The 13573-nt window shown below is 42.4% G+C and carries 9 protein-coding genes; 6 read left to right on the forward strand and 3 right to left on the reverse strand.

Annotation, left to right across the window (positions count from 1 at the left end):
- The first annotated feature begins 573 nt into the window (after positions 1-573).
- Entirely contained in the window at positions 574-1608 is a 1035-nt protein-coding gene (locus N7974_RS11320) for a hypothetical protein (RefSeq protein ID WP_262965723.1), read from the forward strand.
- Positions 1608-2051, forward strand: coding sequence for a type 2 periplasmic-binding domain-containing protein (locus N7974_RS11325; protein WP_262965724.1), 444 nt, complete (start codon positions 1608-1610; stop codon positions 2049-2051). Before N7974_RS11320 ends, N7974_RS11325 begins: the two co-directional genes overlap by 1 nt.
- Before the next feature lie 190 nt (positions 2052-2241).
- Here the strand turns inward: N7974_RS11325 and N7974_RS11330 are convergent, their stop codons facing one another.
- Positions 2242-2835: an exosortase system-associated protein, TIGR04073 family gene (locus tag N7974_RS11330; protein ID WP_262965725.1), complete on the reverse strand. Its 594-nt coding sequence runs from the start codon at positions 2833-2835 to the stop codon at positions 2242-2244.
- A gap of 55 nt (positions 2836-2890) precedes the next feature.
- Positions 2891-5167, reverse strand: a complete 2277-nt coding sequence (locus tag N7974_RS11335; RefSeq protein ID WP_262965726.1) for a Tex family protein — start codon at positions 5165-5167, stop codon at positions 2891-2893.
- A 306-nt stretch (positions 5168-5473) separates the two neighbouring features.
- Here N7974_RS11335 and N7974_RS11340 point away from each other — a divergent pair, with 306 nt between their 5' ends.
- Complete coding sequence (locus N7974_RS11340) at positions 5474-5905, forward strand: YeeE/YedE family protein (RefSeq protein ID WP_262965727.1); 432 nt, start codon at positions 5474-5476, stop codon at positions 5903-5905.
- Positions 5902-6315 (forward strand): DUF6691 family protein, encoded by a 414-nt coding sequence (locus tag N7974_RS11345; protein WP_262965728.1) that lies wholly within the window; start codon positions 5902-5904, stop codon positions 6313-6315. The genes N7974_RS11340 and N7974_RS11345 overlap by 4 nt, the downstream gene beginning before the upstream one ends.
- A 177-nt stretch (positions 6316-6492) precedes the next feature.
- On the opposite strand, the gene N7974_RS11350 is transcribed toward N7974_RS11345, so the two are convergent.
- Positions 6493-7293: a S1 family peptidase gene (locus N7974_RS11350; protein WP_262965729.1), complete on the reverse strand. Its 801-nt coding sequence runs from the start codon at positions 7291-7293 to the stop codon at positions 6493-6495.
- Positions 7294-7796: 503 nt separating this feature from the next.
- On the opposite strand from N7974_RS11350, the gene N7974_RS11355 reads away from it, so the two are divergent.
- Both N7974_RS11355 and N7974_RS11360 read left to right on the forward strand, forming a co-directional pair.
- Positions 7797-9506: an autotransporter assembly complex protein TamA gene (locus N7974_RS11355; protein ID WP_262965730.1), complete on the forward strand. Its 1710-nt coding sequence runs from the start codon at positions 7797-7799 to the stop codon at positions 9504-9506.
- Positions 9503-13507, forward strand: coding sequence for a translocation/assembly module TamB domain-containing protein (locus N7974_RS11360; protein WP_262965731.1), 4005 nt, complete (start codon positions 9503-9505; stop codon positions 13505-13507). Before N7974_RS11355 ends, N7974_RS11360 begins: the two co-directional genes overlap by 4 nt.
- The last annotated feature ends 66 nt before the right edge of the window (positions 13508-13573 follow it).

Here is a 13573-nt window from a genome sequence, read left to right on the forward strand (position 1 = left end):
AAATAGAGGGAACCAACAAGGGCAGTATGCTGGATTTGAAAACCATCTTCAGAGCCCGAAAATACACGCAGCGGATTATTAATTCGCTGGACAAAAATGATGACACATTTTTAATCGACGACCGTATCTTCCAAGCCGCAGAAATTGGCAGGATTCATGCGAGAGCGGCTTAAATTTTGACGAAGGTATTGTTAGGTAACTCGCAATAAATAACCCCCACCCTATCGTTTCGACGCTCCGGCGTCACTGCCATTAAGTTAAGCGTTGAAATACCTTTTACATGGAGTACAAACCTAGGTTTGTACTCCAGCAGTCACTATATAATGGGGAGTCAAAAAACATGTTTTTTGATTCCTTATTTCTTAACTTAATGGCAGTGACTGCGGAGCGTGGGAACTAGGCGGATTCTGGGCGGGTATTTTCTGCGTACTGCCTTACGTCGTGAATTAATTCAGATTGGCAGTGTGCTATGAATAACTATTACACTGAATAGCCTGTAAGTTTCTTATATCATCGATATTTATTTTTGCTTCGATGAATTTCCTGAAAAATATTACCCTGACTTAGTAACTTATGCGTGTCTTTACCCTTTTTAATTTATTGGTGGCTGCGTTGTCGATGGTATTGATACCAATAACAGCAGTCGCTAATGAAGTCGATGGCGGTTATCGGCTGGGTACTGGCTATTCGGTGGGTGAAACCGGATTACGTGTTGGTGGTTATGCCAGTACACAAATCAACGTACCACGATCAGCTCCCTGGAGTTTCGAGGTGAGCGATCTTAGTTTGTTTCTGACCTGGGATAATGGCTCACGACTGCATTTTTTTTCGGAATTGGAAGCGGGCGAGTTACTGAGTGCAGGTAGCCATCAATCGTTGGGTGTACAGAATGCCCAATTCGATTTTGAACGGTTTTATCTCGACAGCTTGGTGAATAATAATCTGACTGTGCGACTGGGAAAGTTTCTTACTCCTGTCGGCGAATGGAACCTGATTCATGCAGCTCCATTGGTTTGGACTACCTTTCGCCCGGTTGCGACTCAAAATTTATTCTCCACCCATGCCTCAGGCCTCATGTTGCATGGCTCTGTTAATGTTGTTAATCGTCAATTTGAATATAGTGTTTATGGTGATGTCACTGATAACATTGATCCGCACCGATCAAAAAACTCTTTTGACAATGCACTGGGGGCACATTTACGTTACTTCTTGAATGACACGTTGCAGATCGGCGCTTCTGCTGCTGATTTTGTTCTGCATGATTTACAGTCTACCCGTTATTATTTGGCCGGACTTGATGTTGCGTGGTCTTATAAGAAATTTGAGCTTAGTAGTGAATTAGTTTACCGCACCAGTGATCATGCCAATATTCCAAGCACTGGGCAAGGTTTTGTCCAAAGCGTAGCTCCTATAAGCCAACATTGGTTTATAGTGGGGCGTTATGAATTTTTTGAACAAATACAGAATAAAACAGGACAAGTCGGATTGTTAGGATTGGCTTATAGACCTTTGCCTCCGATTATTTGGAAATTAGACTATCAGCTGGGCTCGCATAATGAAACACTAGCGCCCGACGGCTTCTCAGCGTCGTTTGCCATACTGTTTTGATGAACATGTGCATCGCCTACGCGCTACTTGTTACTATATTGAGTGCCTGGTTTCCGGTAGGCGCTGTGGAACCTATCGCGGTAATAACCGCTGTAAGTAACCCGCTTAATACACTTTCATTTGATGCATTAGGCCTCATTTATCTGCGTAAAAGTCAAATGGACATGGAAGGAAATCGTTGGGTTCCATTAAATTTGCCAGTCAATGATCCCTTGCGACGCAGCTTTTCATTAGCTCTTTTCTCAATGTTACCGGAAGAGCAGGACGATTATTGGAATATTCAATATTTTAACGGTATTAGTCCTCCTAAGGTAATGGCTTCTGAAGAAGCCATCTTGCGTTTTGTGGCATCAACCCCTGGATCTATAGGTTATGTGGGTAAACAAAAAGTGGATGGTCGGGTAAAAATGCTGCTACTCATTACTTCGCCACCTCCAAAATAAACACGGTCATATTAGTGTTATAGAGTCCTGGAATTAGTTAAGCAGAAAGGGCGTTGTGTGTCTTGGTTTTCAAGGCGTACACGGCACGCCTAAAGGGAATAATGTAGCTTAATCAACCAAGGTGTCTATAAACCAAAGACTTTCTATTATCTGTTCTTTAATTACCAACACGATTCGAGTTGCACCGGGGTTATTTCTGCATTTTATTATTAAATAGCGTATCCAGCTTTTTATTGGTTTGTTGGTTGTACTGATTTGAACGATCAACTATAGCGGTCTTTGGTGTTGTCGCTACAGGTGTTGGGGTTGGAGTTGCCTGTGTTATAGGGGGTTCTATAATCGATTGATCTGTTTTTTTTGTGTTATCGAGACGCAATACTTCACCGTAAGTTGTATCCATATCAAAATCATCCCAAATATAAACCGGGTGTGCAATCGGTTGGGTCGGTATTGGCAATGTTATTAAATCAGCAATGCCGCAACCTGCTCGTCCCAAGGTGTTAACCAGACCTTTTGTAAACCCGCCAAATACACCATAAAAAAAATTGCTTTGATTTATGGTGTTAATGATATCTTTGGGTATTTCCAATGGGCTGGTAGCTAAATTGGCAAAGGCATTTAGTGCTTTATTACCGATTTTTTCACCATAGCTTGATTGCTGTAAGCTGGCATCAGCTTGATTGCTATAGCTTTGTTGCGGGCTATCTGCCTGAGCTATTGGCATATGGGCCATAAACAGGGAGATGAAAGGAAGAAAAATGTAAAAGTGATTGAATTTAATCATATCAAATCCTGCGGGTATGTTAATAAGATTCAAGCTCTAGCAGAGCTATTGTTATTTACTTTTTAAATGCTTTTGCAAAGGCATTAGCCATTAAATTTTGCGCTGGCACTTGTTGTCGGGGTTTATTAACCGGTTTTTGGTTATTTCGTTCAGGTCTGGCTTCAACGGTATCGGTATTGGTTTTCATGGATAAGGAGATACGCTTGCGTTCGATATCCACTTCCAGTACTTTAACTTTCACCATATCACCGGTTTTTACGGCCTCTCTGGGATCCTTGATAAAAGTATCTGATAAGTGAGAGATATGTACCAAGCCATCCTGATGTACGCCAATATCAACAAAGGCTCCAAAGTTAGCGACATTGGTCACTACTCCATCCAGTCTCATACCCGGTTTAAGATCGGACATTTTCTCGATACCGGCTTTAAATTCTACGCTTTTAAATTCCGGCCGTGGATCGCGTCCCGGCTTTTCCAGTTCTTGTAGAATATCAGTAACAGTCGGTAGACCGAAATGCTCATTGGTATAGTTTGCAGGATTTAGTGTGCGTAAAAAACCGCTTTGGCCAATAAGGTCACGGATAGATTTACCCGTACCAGCTATGATGGCTTCAACAACCGGATAGGCTTCGGGATGGACTGAAGAGGCATCCAGCGGGTTATCCCCATTCATGACACGCAGAAATCCTGCGGCTTGTTCATAAGCTTTATCGCCCAGTCGGGGTACTTTTTTCAATTGCTTGCGGTTAATAAAAGGGCCGTTTTCATCGCGAAAAGCCACGATATTTTCACTCACACTGGCTGACAAACCGGAGACCTGTTTTAACAAAGCGATGGAGGCTGTGTTGACATCGACACCGACGGCATTAACACAATCCTCAACGACAACATCAAGCCCTCTGGCTAATTGAAACTGATTGACATCATGCTGATACTGACCAACACCGATGGATTTTGGATCAATTTTAACCAGTTCTGCCAGCGGATCCTGCAAGCGTCTGGCAATAGAAACTGCACCACGCAGTGACACATCCATATTGGGAAATTCTTTGGCAGCAAGTTCGGAGGCTGAATAAACCGAGGCACCGGCTTCTGAAACGGTTATTTTGGTAAACTTAAGTTGACTATGCTGTTTCATAACATCCGCAACCAGTTGATCCGTCTCTCTTGAACCCGTACCATTACCGATACTAACCAGATCAACACGGTATTTTTGGATCAGTTTTGCCAGGGTTGCCATTGCTCCATCCCAATCTTTACGTGGCGGGTGTGGGTAAATAGTCTCGGTGGCTAGCACTTTTCCGGTAGGATCAACAATGGCAACCTTAACACCGGTACGTATGCCTGGATCAAGTCCCATCGTGGCTTTGGGGCCGGCAGGGGCAGCCAACAACAAGTCTCTTAAATTACTGGCAAAAACGCGAATAGCTTCCAGTTCAGCGGCTTCACGGAGTCTGAGCTTTAAATCCAGATCAATGCGGGTAAATAGTTTAACTTTCCAGGCAAAGCGGGCCGTTTCTGCCAGCCAGGCATCAGCCGGTTTTGATGTGTCCTTAATCGCAAGATGTTTGGCAACAAACTGGGCGCAAAGTGTATGCTCTTCTTTATCTTCTGCACCGGGTTTGAGCGTTAGTGACAATAAGTCTTCATTACGTCCCCGGAATAAAGCCAATGCCCGGTGCGAAGGAATTTTATTGATAGCTTCCTGATAATCGAAATAATCCTTAAATTTTTCGGCAGCCTGTTCTTTACCCGTAACGACGGTGGCGTGAACAAGTCCTTTTTGCCAGACCCGTTCGCGTAGTTCAGCCAATAATTCGGCATTTTCAGAAATGCGTTCCATAATGATTTGTCTTGCGCCATCCAGAGCGGCAGCAGTCTCCGTTATCCCTTTGTCGGGATCAATATAAGCGATAGCGATGTCTTCCGGAATCAGGTTACGGTCGTTAAGAATGGCATCAGCCAGCGGCTCAAGCCCTGCTTCACGGGCGATTTGTGCTTTGGTGCGGCGTTTGGGTTTGTAGGGCAAATATAAATCTTCCAACAGTGTTTTGGTATCAGCCTCGGTAATGGCCTTTTCCAGTTCAGGTGTCAGTTTATCTTGCGAGCTAATACTGGCGAGAATAGATTTGCGCCGTTCGTTGAGTTCGCGTAAATAACGTAAACGTTCCTCCAGTTGCCTTAACTGAGTATCATCGAGTCCCCCGGTAATTTCCTTTCGATAGCGGGAAATAAAAGGCACGGTAGCGCCTTCATCAAGCAACGCAACGGCTGCTTTGACTTGTTTGCTATTAACAGATAATTCTTCGGCAATACGTTGGATGACGTCCATTTTTAACTTCTGGTCTGAGTTTAAATGGAGCTATTGTAGCCGGATACACCTTTTTTTAGAATTCTTGATTTTATGGTTATCAGATAGAATTAGCCTTTTCGCTTAAATAGTCGACAATTTACTTGAGGTATAGCTGTAACCAAACAGGCCTGAGTTTATAACATAGGGTCTTAAATACAAGGCAGGGCAGGAGTGGACAAGATAAATTTCAATAAGTATAGTAGGTTATGCTAATATTGTTTTTATTGCCGGTTGTAAACTTAACGACCTGGCAGACTTGATATTAACTTTTACTTTGAGATAGTCATGGAAAATTTTACGCCTTTTTCGGCATTAGGCGGCGGTGCATTGATTGGCATCAGCGTTACTTTACTTTTACTCTTTAATGGCCGTATAGGGGGAATTAGCGGTATCATGAACGGTGTCTTTTTTGCGCCAAAAAACGATCGGATGTGGCGATTGATTTTTTTGTTCGGACTGATTCTTGGCGCTGTTATTTTTCAACTGGTGATGCCTGATTTTAATGTACCCCGCCAAAATTATCCGCTGTTTTTATTGGGGGTAGGTGGTATTCTGATTGGTATTGGTACGCGTATGAGCGGAGGTTGTACGAGTGGACACGGTATTTGTGGTATTGCCAATTTATCGATTCGTTCATTAATCGCCACACTGACCTTTATGATGACAGGCATGATAACGGTTTATATTATTCGTCATAGCTTGGAGCTTACCCTATGAAGCAAAATCTAATCGCTTTACTCTGCGGCATACTATTCGGTATAGGCCTGTCACTTGCACAGATGATTAATCCAAATAAAATAATCAATTTTCTTGATATTACCGGTAACTGGGATCCCAGTCTTATATTTGTCATGGTGGGTGCATTGGCTGTTGCTTTTATTTCTTTCCGATGGATTCTTAAACGCCCAGCTCCATTATTGGCAGAGAGTTTTCACCTTTCAAAAAAATTGTCGGTTGATAAATCACTGGTATTCGGTACCGTCATTTTTGGCATTGGCTGGGGTATGAGCGGTTATTGCCCCGGCCCTGCTGTTACCGGACTTGGCTTATTGTCATTGGAGCCGGTTATACTGGTGGTGACAATTTATTTGGGTTTTTTTGTCTATAACTTGTTTGAACGAAAATAATTTATTGTTTTTTGATGTGAACCGGGTTGTTTTGTAAGTCTTGCTTTACCAAATCAGGCTATCATTGTCAGTCCGGATAGATAACATCCATCAAAGAGATGTTATCTATAACGTAACCTCATTTTTTATTCTCGGTATTTATGAAATGAAGTACGGACAAGACATTAGCTTTGGTCACTAAAGCGCTTTTTTAAGAAGACTTTCAACGTGGTTAACAGGTATTGCATAAGAAATTCCACTAGGCTTTGATAAGACGTTTTCTTTGCTTTCCTGTACGAAAACCTTATTAATGACGCCTATAACGAGTCCCGTATCAGGATCATAAAGAGGACTGCCACTATTTCCAGGATAAGCCGTTGCATCTAACTGAAAGACATTGTACGGATCTTGCAGTCGTTTGAGTATTTTTGCATTGATCTGTTCTGCTCTGATCATCGGTATCACATTGGGGGTGATTGCCGAAACTATGCCTCGATGAGTAACCGGATAAAGCCCTAAAACCATACCGATAGGAAAACCGGTAAAAGCATACAATTGTCCTTCGCGCACTGATGACACGGAGCCTAATTTAAGAGGCGACAAGCGCTCTTCAGTAATTTTTAAAATTGCCAGATCATGTTCTTTATCCATCGCTATCGCTACTGCCGTGATAGCTTTATCGTTATTATCTTTATGATAAAAAACCGCTAGTTGTTCCATATGCTCATTGTCAATCTTGTCTGGAACGACATGTGCGTTGGTAACAATCAGGCTGCCGTCACCTACTGCAAACCCCGTAGCCAGAAAAACTGCCTTGGGATTGCGTTTTGGCATATAGGTTCCCACTGCGACGATACCCGGTTTTAGGGCTGCCAAGGTATTTGCAAGAGAGGGTTCTCCACAGCTGTTTTTAGAAATACAAAAAGCCATAAAAGCTATTAAAGCCAGGTTGATTGGCAATTTATTAAGAAATTGAATAAATTTTTTGTTAAAACTCATTGGCAAAGCTACCTTGATTGTTGAGACAAATTTTAAACGATAAGACTGATATTACCGGGTTGATGTCAGTTTTTATGTACATGCTTATTTTTTATAAAAATATAAGGCTTAAGCATTATGTAAATCAAATTGCATGACCTTCTTTTGGTATTATTGTTTTTATCTGAAAATAAATGCTCTTTAGATGGGTTGTGATTTACTCTGTAAACCTTGTTGCTATAGTCTTTCAGAAATTAAATTTCCAATAAACGTCGCAGTAAGCTCTTACGGATACCATCCCTTCAAGGGATGGTATCCGTTAATATCGAAATTATTTATCTGAAAATCTGTACATAGCAAACGGTGCCTATAAAAATGTCTTTCTTATCGGTAACAATTTAGCCACTTGCACGGCAATCGTCTACTTACCTTTCCTTGCTGATCAAAAAGCAGGGTATAGTTGGCGTTGGAAATATAAAAAACAATACGTCATACAATATTTAATGTGGAAAATTTCAAGATCAATGAGAATAGCACCATTATTAATGGTGCTAAGTTTTATCGCACCTGCTATTTTTGCAGAAGTAAATATTTCGGGGCTTAAAGGTAACGTTAACGATAATGTTCGCCTTATGTTGTCCATGGAAAAGGAAAAGTGCGAGGCACCGGAATGGAAAATACGTCGCTTATATGTCAAAGCCAACCAAGAAATTGATCAAGGGTTACGGGCATTAGGTTATTACCATGCGGTAGTTAAAAAATCATTGGCTTTTGGTGAAGCGTGTTGGACTGCTGATTTTACTATAGATCCAGGTCCACAGGTTTATATTGCTGATGTTGATGTCATTATTAATGGCGCTGCCCATGACGCCCCTGAGTTTCAAAAATTGCGGGATAAACTTGTTAAAATAACAGGGAGTCCTCTTGATCATAGCCAATACGAAAAGATGAAAAGTCGTATTGAGGCATTGGCCCTGGAAAAAGGCTATTTGAAAGGGACGTTTACAGAAAAAAAATTGATCATTGATAAACAGCTCAATCAAGCGCAAATCAAGTTAGTATTTGACGCTGGACAACGCATGGCTTTTGGCAAGATTGTCATTAAACAGGATATTTTGAATCCTGAGTTTGTAGAAAAATACATTTCGATAAAAAGCGGAGAATTTTACACCAGCGAACAATTGGCTAAAACTCATAACAATCTGTCGAAAACCGGTTATTTTGAGATGGTAGACATAGATCCCGATACTGACACTATTGATGGACAAGTGCCGGTTACCATTAACCTGCAGCCTAAAAAGAAGCATCATTATTCATTTGGAGTCGGTTTTGATACCGACATCGGCCCGTTGTTGAGTGCGTCGTATATTAATCGACGCTTGAATCGTAAAGGCCATTTTCTTACCTCAGAGTTTGACCTTTCACCAGTATTATCGACTGCCAGCGTAGAATATAATGTACCTTTAAATGATCCGGTCAGCGATTTTTTCAGCTTTGGCGGCGGACTCAAGCGTGAAGATACTTCCAGTTTCAAGACAGCTTCAGTGATAATCTCGGGGCGTTTAAAAAATGCTCTGGACAGTGGCTGGAAGCAGACGCTTTTTCTCGATCTTGATTATGAAGACTTTACGATAGGGACAACAGCAACCCAGACACTATTATTGGTCCCCGGTGGTAGTTGGCTTAAGTCGGTCTCGAATAATTTGTTACGTCCAAATAAAGGTTATCGGGCAAAGTTTGATGTCAGTGGCAGTTATAAAAATCCATTGTCCGAGGTCAGCTTTTTTCAAGGCGATTTGTCTGCGGTATGGATGTACCCGTTACCCTGGCGTAGCACGTTTATTGGACGAACAGAATTGGGTGCAACACTGGTTGATCAGTTTGATAAATTGCCGACAACCTATCGGTTTTATGCCGGTGGTATTAACAGTATTCGCGGATATGGTTATAAAGAACTGGGGCCAAAGGATAGTCAGGGGTATGTCATTGGTGGCAAGTTTTTAACGGTACTCAGCCTTGAATATGAAAAGGCTGTTTTTGATGACTGGGGGGTTTCTGCTTTTGTCGATAGTGGTGATGCCTTTAATCTGGGTAATATCGTGTTAAAAACCGGTGTAGGCATCGGTGTGCGCTGGTATTCGCCCTTTGGCCCGGTTCGGGTTGATTTTGCCATGCCCATGAATGAATCGAATTCTTCCTTTCAGATCCATTTTGCGGCAGGTGCAAGAATATGAAAAAGCGCTTGGCTCTCTTGATGATTATCTGGATAGTACTGGTTGTTCCTGTTGGCTTATTGGGCTTGATGAGTAGTGAAGCTGGTACCAACTGGCTATTACGAAAGGTTTTTCTGGTTTTGCCTGCACAGGTTTCAGTTACAACAATAGCAGGCCGGTTGCTGGATCGTGTGTCGTTGACCGGTTTTAATTATCAGAGTGCTACGGAAACAGTCGCTATTGATAATTTTGTTTTTGCCTGGCAACCTGTCCAACTTTTTTCGGGTACTTTAAAAATTATTGATGTAGTAGTTACTGATGTAAATGTGAGTGTTACCGGAACAAAAGAGCCGCAAGAAAAAAGTACTTTTGATTTGAATGCCAAATGGCTGATACCGGTACAGATTATTGTCGATAATTTTCTGCTCACGGATATGCAGTTTCATCAAAATGATGCTGTGCAAAAACTTGAAAAGTTCCAGCTAGCGCTGGCGACTGAAGGTGATCAGCTTAAAATCAGTGCACTGACTGTTAATGCACAAGCTATTGCGGCAACAGTAAAAGGGCAGATGACGTTAGGTAAAGGTTTTCCTTTTGGCATAACGTCTGATTGGCAGGTTAATGCTCAGCAAAACGGCTTATGGCAAGGTTCAACAACGATTACTGGTGACATTAACAAGCTTTTGTTCGACAACCGGTTATCCTCGCCTTTTAAAGTGACTTTAAAAGGTCATTTGGATGATTTGCAAACCAGACCGCAAATAGCTGCGCGTGCCGATTGGAGTAAAGTTGCCTGGCCAATTACCGGTCCTGAACCCCAGATAAAAAGTGAACAGGGTAGTGTTGAGTTGGAGGGTTTGCTTGGCGATTACCAGGTGATCTTAAATGGGCAATTAACCCAGCAGTATTTACCTGAGGCCAGTGTGTCATTTAAGGGTAAAGGTAGCCAGACTGCTCTTGCCATTGAAAAATTGGCACTACAATCAAAGACCGGATTATTTCAAATCAGTGGCGATGTCTCCTGGCAGGATTCGCCCTTTTTTGATTTACTTGCAACGGGACAGGATTTTAATCCGGCAATATTACTTCCCGAATTGCCCGGAAACCTGACTTTCAATAGTCATGTTAAAGGTCAATTGGATGCCAAGGCGTTACAAATTGACGCCACTATAAACAAGCTGTCGGGGCAATTACGTGGCAAGCCGGTTAGCGCAAATGGCAATTTAGTTATAAATGGTGATGTGCTCAAGGTTGATGCGTTACACATTAATTCAGGTACCAATAAAATTGCTGTCAACGGCACCATGGGGCAAGAGCAGGCAAAGCTTGAACTGTCTATTGATACTCCGGATTTACAGGCGTTGTGGCCAACTCTCGGTGGTAGTCTGAAAGGTGATGGGCAATTTCAGGGGGTATGGCATAACCCGAATGTAAAATTTCAGGCTCAGGGCAAGCGCTTGCGTTTCGCTGAGCACAGTGCAGGGGAGCTAGCCATCAATATTGATTATTCTCAGGAACCGCAAAAAACGTCGAAAATTCTGTTGTCAGCAAGTGCCATAAAAAGTGGTGCAGTGCAGATTAGTTCAGTTCGGCTTGATGGTTTGGGTACACAGTTACAGCATAGTTTTAAAGCGGATATTAACTCTGTCGACGGAACATTATCGACAGTATTAACCGGGAGTCTTAAAGCGGGTAACTGGCATGGTGACTTTTCAAAGCTGGATTTAAATCCCCGGGATTTAGGTTCTTGGCGACTGAAAAAAAATCTGGTTGTTAATATGACTCAAAGTCCTTCAGGACTTGATGTGGTTTTTGATGAAGCCTGCCTGATTCAAAAAACTGCTTCACTTTGTACGCATGGAAGTTATCCCGGTAACGGCGATCTTAAACTTGCTCTTAAAGCCATGGCATTACCTACGACGCTAATGAAGGCTTATTTACCTGAGCAGATACAGCTAAATGGCACAATTAATGCCAATACGGAAATACAAAAACAAAAAGGTTTGTTGACCGGTGATTATCAACTTGAACTGTCACCGTCCCTGCTTTTATTTCAAGGTAAAGAACTCGCATTAAATGTATCGAGGCTGTCAGGAAAACTTAAAAATGATATTGTTTCCGCAGATATTGATTTGGCGCTGGCAGGCCAGGATTATGTACGTAGTCAGTTACAAGTGGATACCGGTAAAAGTCAGTCTGTTAGTGGTCAGATATCAGCATCACTACGTGAATTTGCCCTGTTGGAAGCGTTTGTTCCACAATTATCAGGGACTAAAGGCTTATTAACCGCAGATTTAAGCGTGAAAGGGTCTGTAAAAAAACCACTTATATCGGGCCAGATAGACCTTGCCAATGGATTTGTTGATATTACCGGGCAGGAGATTGGTCTTCGTGATATTAATCTTCATGCGATTGCCTCAGGCGGGCCAGTCAATCGCATTCAAATTAACGGTTCTGTATTACCTGCGTTACTAACGTCAGCCAATTCATCTGAACAATTGCAGTTAAACGGCCTGGTTAATATCAATGCAGATCTACAGCAGCAAGAAGGACTGCTTTCCGGAAATTATCGAATCGATAGTCCGCCGATGACGATTTTATCAGGCCCCCGTGGCGCGGTAACAAAAATTCCCTTAGGTGCATCATCTCTATCAGGGATTATTAATGGTGATAAGGTATCGGCAGATATCGATATGAAGCTGGTCGGTCAGGATTATTTACGAGCCCAAGTACAAATTGATACCGGCAAGACGCAAGCTTTGTCCGGTCACATAACGGCATCAATGCATGAATTTGCATTACTGAATCCTTTTGTACTCCAGTTATCGAATATTAAAGGACAACTGAATGCAGATTTGGCTTTACAAGGCACATTGAACAAACCGGGAGCCAGTGGCGCAATAAGTTTTACAGAGGGCGGTGCCGATGTTGATGATTTAGGTATCAGCCTTCGTGACGTTAAACTTGAGGTATTGGCATCGGGTGAAAGCAGTGACCGCATGCAGATAACCGGTACGGCAAAGTCGGGTGAAGGCTTAATTAATCTTGATGGTTTTGCAAATTTGCAGGCGCAAGCAGGCAGTCTTGTTGAGCTAATACTGAAAGGTGAAAAATTTGAGGTTGCCAAGTTGCCTGAAGCGCAAATAGCTGTTTCGCCGGATTTAAAACTGGTATTTGCTGATGGACAAGGGATGGTTAGCGGGAAATTAAAAGTACAAAAAGCAGTCATGTTGCTGGAGGATATTCCTGAAAATGCCGTAAAAGTCAGTCCGGATGAAATTATACTCGGGCAAAAAATAGTTGAAGGAAATGTACCTGTCGCTATCCGTATTGATACCAATATAGCTGTTGATCTTGGCAAGCAGGTCAGTTTTTCCGGACAGGGACTGGTAACCAACCTGACCGGTAATTTAAATATTGTAACGGCTGGCGAGAAAATGGCCATGCGCGGTAATGTTGATATGGTTAAAGGCCGGTACAAAAGTTATGGGCAGGATCTTACCGTACGCAAGGGCCGCTTTATATTTAACGGTCCTGTTGATAATCCCTGGCTGGATGTAGAAGCCATTCGTGTGTCTAAAAGTAAAACAGTGACTGCCATTCTTGAATTGACCGGTTCACTGAAAGCGCCGCAAACCCGAATATCTTCAGAGCCCGTATTACCGGAATCGGAAGCACTGGCTTATTTGGTTACCGGTGGGCCATTAAATCAGGTAAGCCAGTCAGAAGGGAATATGCTGGCTGCAGCGGCAATATCCTACGGTGGCGGGAAGGCTGCCTGGATTACCGATAAGCTGGGGATAGATGAGTTTGAAGTTCAAGAAGGCAAGACACTACAGGATACCTTGGTTGCTGTTGGTCAATATCTGACCCCAAAATTTTATGTGGGCGCCAAGGTAGGTTTGTTTAACAAACAGGGAGGCATGGTATCAAAATATAAAATTACCGAGGCCATAAATATTGAAACCCAAGCGGGTACCTCGCAACGAGTAAAAATAAATTACGACATTGATAGGGATTAAGTTGATGGTAGATATGACTTTCCAATTATTAGCCATCGTATTTTTTGTAAAAACCGTTAGCAGTAA

It is taken from the genome of Methylobacter psychrophilus (assembly GCF_025583945.1).
GTDB classification, from domain to species: Bacteria; Pseudomonadota; Gammaproteobacteria; order Methylococcales; family Methylomonadaceae; genus Methylobacter_C; species Methylobacter_C psychrophilus.

Bases quoted from the DNA above. Each gene is read 5' to 3' on its own strand.
- N7974_RS11320 (WP_262965723.1), top strand. From the start codon at position 574: ATGCGTGTCTTTACCCTTTTTAATTTATTGGTGGCTGCGTTGTCGATG.
- N7974_RS11325 (WP_262965724.1), top strand. From the start codon at position 1,608: ATGAACATGTGCATCGCCTACGCGCTACTTGTTACTATATTGAGTGCC.
- N7974_RS11330 (WP_262965725.1), bottom strand. From the start codon at position 2,835: ATGATTAAATTCAATCACTTTTACATTTTTCTTCCTTTCATCTCCCTG.
- N7974_RS11335 (WP_262965726.1), bottom strand. From the start codon at position 5,167: ATGGACGTCATCCAACGTATTGCCGAAGAATTATCTGTTAATAGCAAA.
- N7974_RS11340 (WP_262965727.1), top strand. From the start codon at position 5,474: ATGGAAAATTTTACGCCTTTTTCGGCATTAGGCGGCGGTGCATTGATT.
- N7974_RS11345 (WP_262965728.1), top strand. From the start codon at position 5,902: ATGAAGCAAAATCTAATCGCTTTACTCTGCGGCATACTATTCGGTATA.
- N7974_RS11350 (WP_262965729.1), bottom strand. From the start codon at position 7,293: ATGAGTTTTAACAAAAAATTTATTCAATTTCTTAATAAATTGCCAATC.
- N7974_RS11355 (WP_262965730.1), top strand. From the start codon at position 7,797: ATGAGAATAGCACCATTATTAATGGTGCTAAGTTTTATCGCACCTGCT.
- N7974_RS11360 (WP_262965731.1), top strand. From the start codon at position 9,503: ATGAAAAAGCGCTTGGCTCTCTTGATGATTATCTGGATAGTACTGGTT.